Annotated in this window: 14 protein-coding genes, 1 tRNA gene and 1 pseudogene; 4 read left to right on the plus strand and 12 right to left on the minus strand. The window is 60.4% G+C overall.

Annotated elements, in window-relative coordinates; genetic code table 11:
* Positions 1-11: 11 nt before the first annotated feature.
* Positions 12-779 (minus strand): FKBP-type peptidyl-prolyl cis-trans isomerase, encoded by a 768-nt coding sequence (locus VK725_RS01750; RefSeq protein WP_325316342.1) that lies wholly within the window; start codon positions 777-779, stop codon positions 12-14.
* A gap of 176 nt (positions 780-955) precedes the next feature.
* Here VK725_RS01750 and VK725_RS01755 point away from each other — a divergent pair, with 176 nt between their 5' ends.
* Positions 956-1,738, plus strand: a complete 783-nt coding sequence (locus VK725_RS01755; RefSeq protein WP_325316343.1) for an enoyl-CoA hydratase/isomerase family protein — start codon at positions 956-958, stop codon at positions 1,736-1,738.
* A 63-nt stretch (positions 1,739-1,801) separates the two neighbouring features.
* On the opposite strand, the gene VK725_RS01760 is transcribed toward VK725_RS01755, so the two are convergent.
* The 5 genes from VK725_RS01760 to VK725_RS01780 all read right to left on the minus strand — a co-directional run bounded on the left by VK725_RS01760 (position 1,802) and on the right by VK725_RS01780 (position 8,313).
* Positions 1,802-2,722, minus strand: a complete 921-nt coding sequence (locus VK725_RS01760) for a DUF1684 domain-containing protein (protein WP_325316344.1) — start codon at positions 2,720-2,722, stop codon at positions 1,802-1,804.
* Positions 2,723-2,791: 69 nt separating this feature from the next.
* On the minus strand, positions 2,792-4,603 hold the full coding sequence (gene mutL / locus VK725_RS01765; RefSeq protein ID WP_325316345.1) for a DNA mismatch repair endonuclease MutL: 1,812 nt from the start codon (positions 4,601-4,603) through the stop codon (positions 2,792-2,794).
* Positions 4,604-4,632: 29 nt separating this feature from the next.
* Entirely contained in the window at positions 4,633-6,159 is a 1,527-nt protein-coding gene (locus VK725_RS01770; RefSeq protein ID WP_325316346.1) for an N-acetylmuramoyl-L-alanine amidase, read from the minus strand.
* Between the two features lie 218 nt (positions 6,160-6,377).
* A complete protein-coding gene (gene tsaE, locus VK725_RS01775; RefSeq protein ID WP_325316347.1) occupies positions 6,378-6,836 on the minus strand; it encodes a tRNA (adenosine(37)-N6)-threonylcarbamoyltransferase complex ATPase subunit type 1 TsaE in 459 nt (152 codons plus the stop codon).
* Complete coding sequence (locus VK725_RS01780; RefSeq protein ID WP_325316348.1) at positions 6,829-8,313, minus strand: NAD(P)H-hydrate dehydratase; 1,485 nt, start codon at positions 8,311-8,313, stop codon at positions 6,829-6,831. The genes tsaE and VK725_RS01780 overlap by 8 nt, the downstream gene beginning before the upstream one ends.
* Before the next feature lie 39 nt (positions 8,314-8,352).
* On the opposite strand from VK725_RS01780, the gene queG reads away from it, so the two are divergent.
* Complete coding sequence (gene queG, locus VK725_RS01785) at positions 8,353-9,426, plus strand: tRNA epoxyqueuosine(34) reductase QueG (RefSeq protein WP_325316349.1); 1,074 nt, start codon at positions 8,353-8,355, stop codon at positions 9,424-9,426.
* Between the two features lie 13 nt (positions 9,427-9,439).
* Here queG and panD read toward each other — a convergent pair whose 3' ends face one another.
* From panD to pcnB, 5 genes are all read right to left on the minus strand, one after another.
* Entirely contained in the window at positions 9,440-9,826 is a 387-nt protein-coding gene (gene panD, locus VK725_RS01790) for an aspartate 1-decarboxylase (protein ID WP_204682128.1), read from the minus strand.
* 97 nt (positions 9,827-9,923) lie between these two features.
* The gene (panC, locus tag VK725_RS01795; protein ID WP_325316350.1) at positions 9,924-10,769 is read right to left on the minus strand and encodes a pantoate--beta-alanine ligase; all 846 of its coding nucleotides are present in this window, start codon (positions 10,767-10,769) and stop codon (positions 9,924-9,926) included.
* 39 nt (positions 10,770-10,808) lie between these two features.
* The gene (gene panB, locus VK725_RS01800) at positions 10,809-11,639 is read right to left on the minus strand and encodes a 3-methyl-2-oxobutanoate hydroxymethyltransferase (protein WP_325316351.1); all 831 of its coding nucleotides are present in this window, start codon (positions 11,637-11,639) and stop codon (positions 10,809-10,811) included.
* A 55-nt stretch (positions 11,640-11,694) separates the two neighbouring features.
* Positions 11,695-12,177 carry a 2-amino-4-hydroxy-6-hydroxymethyldihydropteridine diphosphokinase gene (gene folK / locus VK725_RS01805; RefSeq protein WP_325316352.1) on the minus strand — a complete coding sequence of 161 codons (483 nt, stop codon included), beginning with the start codon at positions 12,175-12,177 and terminating at the stop codon, positions 11,695-11,697.
* Positions 12,174-13,529 (minus strand): polynucleotide adenylyltransferase PcnB, encoded by a 1,356-nt coding sequence (gene pcnB, locus VK725_RS01810; RefSeq protein WP_325316353.1) that lies wholly within the window; start codon positions 13,527-13,529, stop codon positions 12,174-12,176. The genes folK and pcnB overlap by 4 nt, the downstream gene beginning before the upstream one ends.
* Positions 13,530-13,712: 183 nt before the next feature.
* Between pcnB and VK725_RS01815 the strand changes: the two genes are divergently transcribed.
* A tRNA-Glu gene (locus VK725_RS01815) sits at positions 13,713-13,788 on the plus strand.
* A 48-nt stretch (positions 13,789-13,836) separates the two neighbouring features.
* Positions 13,837-14,160: a ferredoxin FdxA gene (fdxA, locus tag VK725_RS01820; protein ID WP_126672917.1), complete on the plus strand. Its 324-nt coding sequence runs from the start codon at positions 13,837-13,839 to the stop codon at positions 14,158-14,160.
* Between the two features lie 73 nt (positions 14,161-14,233).
* Here fdxA and VK725_RS01825 read toward each other — a convergent pair.
* Positions 14,234-14,489, minus strand: a pseudogene (locus VK725_RS01825) (hypothetical protein); the annotation flags it as partial.

Raw genomic sequence — 14,489 nt, forward strand, 5'->3', positions numbered from 1 at the left:
GGCAATTTGGCTTATGGACCCGCAGATTGAGGATTTGGCGGCTTGATATCGAGCAGTTCGATGTCGAACACCAGCGCCTGATTGGGTCCGATACGCGGCAACGCACCGCGCTCGCCATAGGCCAGCTGCGGCGGAATCACCACTTTCCAGCGATCGCCCACGTGCATATGCGGAATGACGTACTGCCAGCCACGGATGACGCGGTCCACCGTGAAGCTTACCGGCGAGCCGTGCGCCCAGGTGCTATCGAATTCGGTGCCGTCGATCAGCATGCCGCGATAGTTCACCGTCACCAGGCTATCGACGCCGGGATTGACTGTACCGTCACCCTTTTTGATCACCGAGTACTGAATACCCGACGGCAGCTGCACCACGCCAGCCTGCGTGGCGTTGTGGGTCAGAAAATCCGTGCTCTTGCGCGCGTTGTCGGCAGCGATGCGATTGAATTCGGAAACGGCCTCTTCGCGTATGTGTTCACCCAGGCCAGACAATTGCTCGAACATGTCTTCCTTGGTGACGGCAGGCGGACGCTTGTCGTAACCATCCTCCATGGCCTTTCGCACTACGTTGATGTCCACACCTGCCGGGAAGTCGCCACCGGAAAGCTGGGTACCGAGGTGATAGCCGATCGCGTAGGAAAGCTTGTACTTGTCGATCTTGACCGGCGGTGGCGGCGGCGCTTGCTTCGGCGGTGGGCTGGGCGCAAGCGGTTCCTGTGCCTGAACCGCGCATGCGGCAAGCAGCAAGAAAACCGGGACCAGCCAACGCGTGTATGCCATTACTTTCTCCATGGCGGCAAGCATACGGCCAAAGCCGCCATCCTAAGCGGTTCGGCCATTTCTTGCAGCTGTGCCACCTTTTCAGCACCGTCAATCAAGGTCTGTCTGAGAAAGCACGGATCGACAAAGGTTCCCGCTGCTAAAATCAGTGCTTTATCTTCAATACGGAGTCGACCGTGGCCTACCGCAACCTTGAAATCGGCAATCGCGATGCCGTACGCACGATTACCGTCAATCGGCCGGACAAGCTCAATGCGCTCAACCGCGACACCTTGAACGAGCTGACCCTGGCGTTCACGCAGGCCGCGCAGGACGACGCCGTACGCGCGGTGGTATTGGCCGGATCCGGTGAGAAGGCCTTTGTCGCTGGCGCGGACATCAGTGAGATGCATGGCTACACACCTGTCCAAGCGCAGGGCTTCTCGCGTACAGGTCAGCGATTGATGAGCAGCATCGAGCGACTCGGCAAACCCGTCATCGCGCGCATTCAAGGCTTCGCGTTGGGCGGCGGCATGGAATTGGCGATGGCGTGCCATCTGCGCATTGCCAGTGAGAAAGCAAAGTTCGGTCAGCCGGAAATCAATCTGGGGCTGATTCCCGGCTTCGGCGGCACGCAACGCCTGTTGCGCCTGGCTGGCCGCAGCGCGGCGCTGGAGCTCTGTCTTACAGGTGCCACGATCACTGCGCAGCGTGCTTACGAGCTGGGCGTAGTGAACCGCGTAGTTGCACCCGAGGCGTTGGACGAGACCGTCAACGCGCTGGCCGATCAACTAGCTGCCGCCGCGCCTTTGGCAGCCGCCGGCATTCTCGACGCCGTGCTGCAAGGCGGTGAGACGTCGATCGATCAGGGGTTGGAATTCGAAACGCAAGGGTTTGCGCTGGCGTTCTCGACGGAAGATATGCGCGAAGGTACCAGTGCATTTCTGGAGAAGCGAAAAGCGGTGTTCAAAGGAAAATAATGGCACGCGTGCTGCATCGTCGTTCCGCAGAATGCTGGAAAGACGATGCAGCGAAGCAGCGCGTCAGTGACCGCCGCGATACTTCTTTTCGCCAGCCGCGATGCGCAAATCGAGCCGGTTTTCCGGCGGTGCCAGCGGACAGGTCGCGAATGATGTGAATGCGCACGGCGGGTTGTAAGCCTGGTTGAAATCCAGCACGACCTTCCCGTTCACCGGCAACGCGGCATAGAGGAAACGCGCTGCACCATATGTTTCGTGGCCGGACGTGCGATCGGCCAGCACAAAGAACAACTCACCACCGGGCTCTTCCTGATACGGAAGCAACTCGTACGTATGTCCGTCACGCGTAAAGACGGCCTTGCCCGGCACCTTGACGGTATCGATGGTGCCGATCACCGAGCCCACCTGAAGATCGTGTGGCGGATTGAACGGCACCCAATCGGCAACGATGCGCCAGGACGGATCGATCGGAAAATAATCGATACCGAGAAAGTGCTGACGCGTCGTTGAGGTGCTGTCCTTGACGCGCAACGCCTTGCGACCTTCGCGGTCGATGACATAAAAGTTTGCGCTACCCAATACCACAAGTGTCGGCGATGCATTGCCCGTCACGTGCGCATCGTCGATCAATGTCGCATCACTCACGGATTTGCCATCAATCGTTGCGCCGCTTCCTTGTGCAAGCTTGATATGCACCTGCCCGGTTTTATCCAACGTCACCACGCCCAGGTGCGCGGGACCCGCCTGCAGCACGATGTCGTTGTCCGTCGCGCTGCCGACGCGATTGGCGCCTTCCTGCAACCATTCAAGACCGATCAGACTGAGCCAGCCATCGGGAGCCGTAAGCTTTGCCACACGATCGGCGCGCCATTTTTCGATGCTCTGCGTGTAGTTATCCGGCGCAACAGCGTGGGTGGGGGTATCGGCATGCACTAGGGCTACTCCAGTACTCAAAATCAGTCCGGCCAGGACATTACGCCACATGGGGTTTGCTCCGCCCGTTGCAAGAAGGCTCGAGTATGGCCATCCATTTGCGGGCCTTTCAAGCGATTCTTAACGACCGCGAAGAAATAGCTTATCCAGTTCGCTCATGTTGATCTGCACCCAGGTCGGGCGACCGTGGTTGCACTGGCCGGATCGCTCGGTCGCTTCCATCTCTCGCAGCAGTGCGTTCATTTCGGTCGTCGTGAGACGACGACCGGCACGCACGGAGCCATGGCACGCCATGGTGGACAGCAGTTCGTTTTCCACTTCCTGCAATTGTCGCGAGCTACCGTGTTGCGCCAGCTCACCCAGGACGCTGCGTGTAAGTTCCGCCACATCCGCGCCTTCAAGCAGCGCTGGAATGCGTCGCACCACAACCGCTGATGGGCCACTGCGCGACAACTCCAGCCCCCAATCCGCCAGCGCTTCGCCATGCTCTTCGGCCGCAGCGGCTTCCTTCGCGCTTACAGCAACCGACAACGGCACCAGCAGCATTTGCGAACGAAGATTGCTGCATGCGCGACCGGACTTGAGCTTTTCGTACGTAATGCGTTCGTGCGCAGCATGCATGTCGACGAGAACGAGACCATGCGCATTCTCGGCAAGGATGTAGATGGTTTTCAGCTGTGCAATGGCATAGCCGAGCGGTGGAACATCGTCATCATTGGCTGACGGCATCGGCTGCGCGGCGTTGACTTGAAGCGCCTCCGGCTCTCCCAGCAACGCGGCATAACCGGCCAACGGTTCATCGCGCACACCCAGCTGCAAGCGGCTTTGCGTGTGATTGCTCTGCCAGCTGTTGTTGTACGACGGCATGGCCGGTGTTGAAGCCATCGGTGCTGAAGACCATGTCGTACCTTCGGGCTGCGAAACGTGCCCTGCACGCGTTTCGGCCAGCGCTTCGTGCAAAGTGCGGAACAAAAAATCGTGGACCAGGCGCTGCTCGCGAAAACGCACTTCGCTTTTCGCCGGATGAACGTTCACATCGACACCCACCGGATCGAGATCGAGGTAAAGCACAAACGTGGGGTATCGCCCATGGAACAGCACGTCCGCGTACGCCTGACGCACCGCATGCGCGACAACGCGATCGCGCACCAATCGTCCATTCACGTAGAAATACTGCGCATCCGCCTGCGGGCGCGAAGCCGTGGGCAAACCCACCCAACCGGACAAACGCATGCCTGCCGTAGCGTGGTCGATGCGCAGACTTTGTTGAGGAAACTCCTCGCCCAGCACTTCGGCAACGCGCATCAGCATGGCCTGATCGTCGCGCGCCGCTTTCCAGACACGCACCGACTTGCCGTTGTGACTCAGCCGGAATTCGACCTGACTGCGCGCTAGCGCGAGCGATTTGAGCAGATCGTCGATATGCGCGAACTCGGTACGTTCGGCACGAAGAAATTTGCGTCGTGCGGGCACGTTGTAAAACAAATCGCGCACTTCGACGCTGGTGCCTTGCGGATGTTGTGCAGGACGTGCCGCCTGCATGCGTCCGCTGTCGACTTCGATACGAAAGGCATTGTCCTGCCCGCGCAAGCGCGACGTCATGGCAAAACGTGCCACCGACGACATGGAAGCCAGCGCTTCACCACGGAAACCCATGCTCGCGACGTGCTCCAGATCGTCGAAGCTACCGATCTTGCTCGTCGCATGCGATGCCACGGCCAGCGGCAAATCGTCGGCGGCGATGCCGTCGCCATCGTCGCGAACGCGAATCAGTCGGGCGCCGCCCAGCTCGATATCGACCTCGATGCGCGTGGCGCCTGCGTCGAGGCTGTTCTCGACCAGTTCCTTGACGACCGAGGACGGTCGTTCGATGACTTCGCCGGCGGCGATCTGGTTGATGAGATCAGAGGGAAGCGGTTTGATCCGGGGCATTTGGCAAGCTTAACAGCGCTTGCCCACCATCAACTATCCGGAATTTCCAGCATCATCCCAGGGCGAACGCTGTTACTGCTGATGCCGTTGATGCTCTTCAGCGAATCGACGCTCACGCCGTATTGCTTGGCGATGCTGCGCAGGCTTTCACCCGTCTCGACACGATGCATGTCGCGAACGTCGGCATCGGCCGGGGGGGAGCCGTCGCTGTCGGCCACCTTATCGGCCGGCTTGCCGGTGGAAGCCACTTCACTGCCGCCATCGACCACAATGCCCTTGCGACGCGCCGCTTCCATGGCAAACCAGGTTCCAGGCGGGGGATTGTTCGAGAAATAGCTCTTCACGCCGTCCATGACGGCAGTCGCCAGCTCCTGCTGATGGCCTGCGTCACGCAGCCGGTGCTCTTCGGTGGGATTGCTGATAAATGCCGTCTCCACCAGGATCGACGGGACGTCGGGCGAACGCAGCACCACGAAATTCGCATGCTCGACGTAGCCGCGGTGGGTCGGACCCAACGCCGACAACGCGTTCAATACGTTCTGCGCAACCGTGTCGCTCGCCTGCACCGCCCAGCCCTGCTGCATATCGAGCAGCACGGAGGCGAGACTGTCGTTCTCCGACGCGAGTGAAACGCCACCGATCAGATCCGAACTGTTTTCACGATCCGCCAGCATCTGTGCCGCGACCGAGCTCTTGCCGCGCGAGGACAACACCCATACCGACGCGCCGCGGGCGTCGCTGCTGGTGTAGGAGTCCGCGTGGATGGCGATGAACAGATCCGCCTGATTCTGGCGCGCAATTTCGTAGCGCTGCTTCAACGGAATGAAGTAATCGCCATCGCGTGTAAGGATGGCCTTCATGCCCGGCTGGCGATTGATCTGTGCCGCCAAATCACGTGCTACGGCAAGCGTCACGTCCTTCTCGAGCGTGCCGTCAGGGCCGTGCGCGCCTTGATCCTTGCCGCCATGGCCAGCATCCACCGCCACGATGACCTGGCGCTGGCTATTCATCAGCAGCGCCGCCTGGCGTGTGGTGATGCCCTTGCGGGATGACTTGCTGACGGGCGTCGCCACGGGAGGCGGTGCAACGTTGTCGTCAGCATCGGCCGTCGACGTCGAGGCTGCGGGAGCTGGCTGGCTTACCTCAGCCACCGCGTCGGCGGGAACCGACTTATGCGACGGCGCAGCACCAGCGACACCCGGATAAAGATCCAGCACCAGGCGATAGCCCGCCGAACCCGACGGGCCAAGGACAAAGCTCTTGGTCTGACTGCCCGGCGCCACCGAAGCCGTCAGGCGAACGCCACCGCCCTGACGAGCGCTGCTGAGGCCTTTCAGAAGGCCCTGCGTCGCGGCATCGAAGCTGCCTAGAACGCGACTGTCGCTCAAATCGAGCAAAACACGATCGCCATCGCGGCTGAGTTTGTAGGGGGTGGGGCCGGAAAGGTCGAAAACGACGCGGGTGTATTCGGGACCTGCCCAGACTCGGGCATTTTTCACGTCACCGGCGTGCAGCACGCCGCTGGCGACCGCGAAGAGAAGCGCGGTACCAGTCAAACAAGCAATGCGGGCGATTAGTCCCCTCATACCGCGGGATTGAATCTCAGTGCTCTCGCGATTGCAAGAGTTTTTTCTTTGGTTTTCCATAACCTGCAGGCTATTTGTCAGACCAGCTCAAGCTATCGGCTATAAGCCACGCATTTTGAACGCACACCTGTCGGCGTCGCCTTGTTCAGTTTTCTTATGCCGGACGAACACTTACGACTACTTGCGTTTCACTTCAGACGAGCCAGCAGTTGCTCTCCCCGGCTCGTGGAGGGTCGCAAAGCGACACTCCGACCGGTTCCGCTATAAGTCAGCTCGAGCTCCAGATCGGACGCCGGTAACGCCCCTTTCCCACGTTCGGGCCACTCCACGAGCACCACGGCAGCCGGATCGGACAAGGCATCCAACCCCAGCCATTCCAGTTCACCGGGATCGGCGATGCGATAAAGGTCCAGATGCCACGCGGGGCGCTCCTTGGCCTGATAACCCTCGACCAAACTGTACGTAGGACTCTTGATGCGCTCGCCAACGCCCAGTGCCGTCAGCAATGCACGCGCGAAGCTTGTCTTGCCTGCACCGAGTTCGCCGTGCAGATAAATGACGATGCCACCCTCGAGCACGTCCGCAACACGTGTGCCGAATGCACGCGTCGCGTCTTCATCGGCGAGTTTCCAATGACGCTCAGCCATGCGCAAGTCCGTTACCGAGTGTGCGCAAAGGTTCCAACAAATCGCTCGCCAATAAACCGCGCTCACCATGGCGCGCCGCCAGATCGCCCGCACGCGCGTGCAGGCCGACACCCATTCGTGCCGCTTGCCACGCATCGCAACCTTGCGCCATCAACGCAGCAATAACGCCCGTCATCAGATCACCCATGCCACCCGTGGCCATTCCGGGATTTCCCCAGGTACAGACGTCCAGACGTCCATCCGGATGGGCAATCAGACTGCCCGAACCTTTCAGTACGGCAACAGCATCATAGCGTTGCGCCAATGCACGTGCAGCGGCGAAACGGTCTTTTTCCACCTCCGCTATCGTCGACGAAAGAAGCCGTGCGGCCTCACCAGGATGCGGCGTCAGGACGACAGGTGTGCTGAACTGTCGCGGTTCGCGAGCAAGCAAATTGAGCCCATCGGCATCAAGCACCATTGGTTTACCGCTGTCGAGCGCCGTCAACCAAAGCGCATGCCCCCACGCTGCCTGACCCAAACCGGGCCCTACCGCCAAAACGGTAGCGCGCTCAAGCAAAGACTGTAGTTCTTGGGGGCCGTGCACCGCATGCGCCATCAATTCCGGGCGTGCTGCATTCAATGCAAAAAGATTATCGGCGCGCGTGGCAACACTCACTAACCCTGCACCGCTACGAAGCGCCGCTTCACTACACAAACGAATCGCGCCAGCCGTGCCGTGATCGCCACCGATGGCGAGCACGTGTCCGTTATTGCCCTTGTGTGCATCGCGCGCACGCGGCGGTAAATGCGCCGCTTCCAACAGTGCAGCGTCGCTGGGCATGCCTTGCCAGAGAATCTCCGGCAAACCCAGCGTGTCCACGACCAACGTGCCAACCTTCGTCGCCGCCTGTCCCGTATACGTGCCGCGTTTGGCCGCAATGAAACTGACGGTAAGTTGCGCAACGATGGCCGAACCCGGGCAATGGCCCGTATCCGCGTTCAATCCCGAAGGCACATCGAGCGCCATCACCGGCACACCGGATGCGTTGATACGATCGATCAGTGACGATGCCGATGCCTCGGGAGCACGATTCAAGCCTGTGCCATAAAGCGCGTCGACGTAAACATCGGCGAGCGGCAACGATCCATCCCGATGCCAGCGATGCGTGACGCCCGCGCTGCGTTGCCAGGTCTCGCGCGCGGATTTGGCATCGCCCTGCTGCGCGTCGTTCAATTCGACCACTTCGACGCCCAGGCCCGCACCATGCGCGAGGCTGGCGACCAGATAACCGTCGCCACCGTTGTTTCCAGGCCCGCAAAACACCACCAGACGCCGCGCTTGCGGCCATTGGCGGCAAAAGCAGGCAAACGCCACGGCGGCGGCGCGGCTCATCAGCTCCAAACCGCTGATACCTAGATCGTCGATCGCACGGCGGTCAAGCGCCCGCACCTGCTCGACGGTGTATAGATCGTGGTGATGCGTCGCTGCATGCATCAGCCGATTATAGGCAGCGATTACACTAGAAGCATGTCTATGCAAGCCCAGCCCGATTACGCCGCACTCGCCAGCGATATCAAACGCTGGGCGCGCGAGCTCGGCTTTGCCGAAGCAGGCATCAGCGGCATCGAACTGGGCCAGGACGAAAAGCACCTGAAGAACTGGCTCGACGACGGTTATCACGGCGAAATGGAGTACATGGCACGCCACGGCACGCGCCGCAGCCGCCCCCACGAGCTCGAACCCGGTACGCAGCGCGTGATTTCCGTGCGCATGGATTACATGCCGCCCGGTACCGCACATGCGTGGAATGTGATCAACGATGCCGAGGCGGGCTATGTGGCGCGTTACGCGCTGGGCCGCGATTACCACAAGCTGATGCGCAATCGATTGCAAAAGCTGGCCGAACGCATTCGCGGTTCGATCGGCGATTTCGGTTATCGCGCCTATGTCGATTCAGCACCGGTGCTTGAGAAAGCGCTGGCGCGCAATGCAGGTCTCGGCTGGATCGGCAAACACACCGTGTTGATCAACAAGCAGGCCGGTTCGTATTTCTTCCTCGGGGAGCTTTACACCAACCTACCCTTACCTATCGATGACGCAGCAAGCGCGCATTGCGGCACCTGTCGAAAGTGCATCGATATTTGTCCGACGCAGGCGATCATCGGTCCGTATCGGCTCGATGCGCGGCGCTGCATTTCTTATCTGACGATCGAATTGAAAGGATCGATTCCGGAAGAACTGCGCGCGCCGATGGGCAACCGCATTTTTGGTTGCGACGATTGCCAGCTCATTTGCCCGTGGAACAAATTCGCGCAGGACACGGAAGAACCTGATTTCGCGCCACGCCATCGCCTGGACGGTGCGAAACTGGTTGAGCTATTCGCCTGGAGCGAAGCGGAATTCCTGCAGCGTACGGAAGGTATGGCGATCCGCCGTACAGGCTACGAAGGCTGGTTGCGCAACATCGCCGTGGCGCTGGGCAATGCGCCACCCTCAGATGCCGTTCGAAACGCGCTCACGGCACGCAGCGATCATCCATCGGAGATCGTGCGCGAACACGTTGCGTGGGCGTTGAAGCAACAACAGGCGGCCGATACAGCCGCCTGAAGAGAAAGGTTTCTTAGGCCGCAGCCATCTGCTTGGGAATCGAACGATTCGTGTGGCTGATGCGATTGCCTTCACCTACATAGACGAGCGTCGGCTGGAACTTCTCCAGCTCAGCTTCGTTCAAGTGCACGAACGCGGCGATGATGACCAGGTCGCCGGGCTGCGCACGGTGCGCGGCGCTGCCATTCACCGAGATGATGCCGGAACCCTCTTCAGCACGCAGCGCATAGGTGACAAAGCGCTTGCCGTTGTTGATGTTCCAGGCATGAATTTGTTCGTACTCGCGAATGCCCGACGCATCGAGCAGCAAGCCGTCGATGGCGATCGAGCCTTCATAATGCAGCTCCGCGTGGGTCACGGTTGCACGATGGATCTTCGCCTTCAGCATGTTGAGTTGCATGACTTCAATTCCTGCAGGAACTGCCTGCATAGCGGATATTATCGAGCCGCCGCCGTTGCGCCGCAACATCGGCTTACGGGCGCTAAATGGGGATGGCCTAATCGAACAACAAGTTGTCGATCAGGCGCGTGGTCCCCAGCTTGGCCGCAATCAGGGCAACCAGGCCTTCGCGCTCGTTGTCCGCAGGCTCCGAAAGGTCTTCCGCACGCCGGATGGCGGCGTAATCCGGGACAAAGCCGGCACGTTCCAGCTTGGACGTAGCCGCCTGCTCCACCACCTTGGGATGGTGGCCCTTGGCGACCAGCTCGCGCATTTGTTGCAGGGTCTCGTAAATGGTGATGGAGACGGTGCGATCTTCCGGCGACAGGTATTGGTTGCGGGAGCTTAGCGCCAGACCGTCGTCCGCACGCAGAGTCGGCGCCCCCATGACTTTCACGGGCAGCGCGAGGTCTCGCACCATGCGCTCGATCACCTTGAGCTGCTGGAAATCTTTCTGTCCGAATATCGCGATATCCGGCTGAACAAGGTTGAATAGTTTGCACACGACCGTGGCGACGCCGTCAAAATGACCCGGCCGATATGCGCCTTCCAACGTGTCGGTGATCTCCGGCACATGAATGCTGACGCTGTTCGCCGCGCCAAACGGATAGATGGTAGCCACATCCGGCGCGAACAGAAGATCGCAACCCGATTCAGCCAGGCCAGCCTGATCCTGCGTCATGGTGCGCGGATAACGCTCGAAATCTTCATTCGGTCCGAACTGCGTGGGATTGACGAAAACGCTTGCCACGACACGATCGGCGCGCGCGCGCGCCAACTTCACCAGCGAATGATGGCCGGCGTGCAAGTTGCCCAAGGTTGGCACGAAGCCGACGGTTTGCCCTTGCGAACGCCAACCACGGATGGTGGCTCGCAGTCCCGCTGCGTCTTGCAAGGTTTGCATGAATGCTCGCTCTTTGAACCGGTTTGTCGTTGATTGGATTTAGCTGTAGCTGTGTTCGGCGGCCGGAAAGGTACCACTGCGAACATCGGCGACATACGCCTGGATCGCCTCGCTGACCGACTGGCGGCCCGCGAGAAAATCCTTGCTGAACTTCGGACGCTTGCCGGGTGTGATGCCCAGCATGTCATAGATCACCAGCACCTGCCCGTCACAGTGCGGGCCAGCGCCAATGCCGATCACGGGGATTTTAAGCGCCCGGGTTATACGCTCACCCAACGAGGTCGGCACACCCTCCAGGACCAGCAGATCGGCGCCGGCTTCCTGCACGGCCAGCGCCTCGTTCAGCACGCGCTGGGCAGCGTCATGCTCGCGGCCCTGAATCTTGAATCCACCGAACTTGTGCACCGATTGCGGCGTGAGCCCAAGATGCGCGCAGACCGGAATGACACGCTCGGTCAGCGCATGAATGGCTTCGAGGATATGCGGGGAAGCACCTTCGATCTTGAGCATCGCCGCACCCGCTTCGCCAACCAGGCGCGCGCCGGCTTCCAGTGCGTAAGCGACATCGCGATCGGCAAGAAACGGAACATCGGTAACCAGCAATGTCGTCGACAAACCGCGCGCCACCGCGGCGGTGTGGTAGACCATCTGATCGAGCGTGACCGGCAACGTGCTGCGAAGCCCCTGAACCACCATGCCCAACGAATCGCCCACCAGCGCGATATCCACGCCCGCCTGCTCCACCTGCGCGGCAAAGCTCGCGTCGTACGCGGTAAGCATGACGATCTTGCGCCCTTCCGCTTTCATCGCATGCAGGCTCGGCACGGTCACCGGCTTGCGAGCGGGGGCGCTTGCGTTTTCGACGTACACGGGCACTTCCTTCAATGCTGCGGTGAACAATTATCCGGCGTGGGACGGCAAAGGCTCAAGCCATTGCCTCACAGCCTTGTGTATCAACGGCTCGCAGCAGGTTACTCACACGGCCTTGCCCGGGAATTTCAAGATCGGGGGCCAGATCGTTGAGCGGCAGCAATACGAATGCCCGCTCGGAAATATGCGGATGCGGCAAGGTGAGTCGCTCATCGTTCACCGTTTGACCGGCAACGTAGAGCAGATCCAGATCGAGCGTACGCGGCCCCCAGCGCTCGCCATGACGCGTGCGCCCTGCTTCGCGTTCGATCTCAAGCAACGCATCGAGCAAGTCATGCGGCAGCAACGGCGTTTCGAGCGCGACGACCGCATTGAGGAAATCAGGTTGCTCGACGTTGCCCCATGGTGGCGTGCGATAAACACGCGAGCGAGCGAGCACCCGCGAGTTCGGAAGGCGGCCCAACTTATCTATCGCATCGAGAAGTTGCTGCTTCGAATCGCCGAGATTGCTGCCAAGCGCGATGTAGGCGCGCATCAAGTGGTTCCTGATTTACCCGCGGGTTTGCGGCGACGTTTGCGCTTGCGTGCCGCAGTGCCCCGTGCTGGCTCGATGTCACCTGCGATATGCGTGCCTTGCAACGGGAGCGCAGCGGCAAGGGTTTCGTGCGGCAATTGCTGCGCATGCGCCCACCATTGGCCGAGCTCACCGATGGCGGGCGATTCAGCCGAACGCAGCAAGAGAAAATCAAACGCGGCGCGGAAGCGTGGATGCGCCAGCAGGCGAAAAACCTTCTTGCGCTGAATATGCTCGAAGCGCGGCTGCAGCGACCAGATCTCCTCCATCGTGATCGTAAAGCGGCGTGGAATCGCGACACGCTGGCACTGCTCGGCCAGGACATGCATCGCTGCACGCGACCACGCTTCGTTGGCATCTTTGCCCTGCGTGGTCCAGGTGTGCGCCAGATCGCGCACTTCACCCCACAGCAGCAGCGCAAACAGAAATGCCGGCGTGACCGACTTGCCGTCGCTGATGCGTGCGTCAGTGTTTTCCAGGCCGTTCTCGATCAACTCACGCAACGCGTTGTCGCCACGCTTGAGCGCACGCGCCGTGGCCGGGAACATGAATTTGAGTAACCCGCATTGCTCGAGCATGCGAAAGCTCTTCAAGCCGTGCCCGGTGAGAAACATCTTGAGCGACTCATCGAAGAGCCGCGCCGGCGCCACGCCGCTGAGCAATGGCCCCAGTTCCGCAAACGGCGCAGAGGCCGACGAATCGATGCGGAAATCGAGCTTCGCCGCGAGACGTGCCGCGCGCAGCATGCGGACCGGGTCTTCGCGATAACGCGTGGTCGGATCGCCGATCAGCCGCAGCACGCGATCTTGCAGATCCTGCATCCCGCCGACGTAATCGCGCACGGCGAAATCGTCGATGCCGTAGTACATCGCGTTGACGCGGAAATCGCGGCGTAGCGCGTCTTCCTCAATCGTGCCCCATACGTTGTCGCGCACGATGCGGCCATCGACGATGTGACGATCGCCCTCGCCGCCTTCTTCCTCGCTGGTCCCGCGGAAGGTGGCAACTTCGATAATCTCCGATCCGTACACCACGTGCGCCAAGCGGAAGCGGCGACCGATCAGTCTGCAGTTGCGGAAGAGTTTCTTCACATCGTCCGGCGTTGCATTGGTGGCAACGTCGAAATCCTTCGGGTGGCCGCCCAGCAGCAGATCGCGCACGGCGCCGCCCACCAGATAGGCGTCGTAACCGGCCTCATTCAGACGATAGAGCACACGCAACGCAGCTTTGCTGATGTTCTTGCGAGAGATCGTGTGCTGCTCGCGCGGAATGATGCGTAGCGCGTGCTTGGCGTCGTTCCTGGCTTTGGAATTCAAGCGATCAAAGTCCTTGGGAGCATTCATCTTCCAATGGCATGGCCTAAACTAAGCCTGCCGGCTTGGCCCGATTGTCGCGGCCAAAAGCATTGTTCTGTGAGCGTATCCAACGATGCTCGTCACCGCCCTCGCGCGTTGCCGGGCGGGACAATTCAGCTATACTACCGCGCCTTGCAGCAATACGCTCCCATCGTCTAGTGGCCTAGGACATCGCCCTCTCAAGGCGAGAACACGAGTTCGAACCTCGTTGGGAGCGCCACCCACCCATTATGATCGGACTTCCGATCCAAAGCAGGCACACGGCAGCATGACTTTTGTCGTCACTGATAACTGCATCAAATGCAAATACACCGATTGCGTTGAAGTCTGTCCTGTCGACGCATTCCATGAAGGTCCCAACTTTCTGGCCATCAATCCCGACGAGTGCATCGATTGCACGTTGTGCGAACCCGAGTGCCCGATCAACGCGATTTACCCGGAAGATGACGTGCCTGCCGGTCAAGAGTCCTTCACTGCACTGAATAAGGAACTGGCCAAATCCTGGCCGGTCATCACTCAGCGCAAAGACGCCTTGGCCGACGCGAAAGAATGGGAAGGCAAACCCGACAAGCTCAAGCTGCTCGAGCGCTGAGAGCCTCTTCACCAATAAAAAAGCCGCCCATTGGGCGGCTTTTTTTATCTGTCGCGAGGGACTGAGCGTGGGCTCAGCCCTTTCCACCCAGACGGGACTTCAAGCTGTCGACAACCTTCGCAACGGCAGCGGCTTCGCCCTGCGCGCGAACCTGGCTCGAACCTTGGCCGCTGTTGGTCACGCTGACCACAATCTGGCGCGGAGCGACCGCCGGACCGCTGGAGCTACTGCCCTTGCCGAACATACGGCCGAAGAAACCGGCCTTTTCCACTGGCTGATCGGACGCCATCACGCTGATCGTGTAGCTAAGCGCAGTGTCGTCGTGGCTT

Origin of the sequence: Dyella sp. (assembly GCF_035486915.1) — a bacterium.
Taxonomy (GTDB): Bacteria; Pseudomonadota; Gammaproteobacteria; order Xanthomonadales; family Rhodanobacteraceae; genus Dyella_B.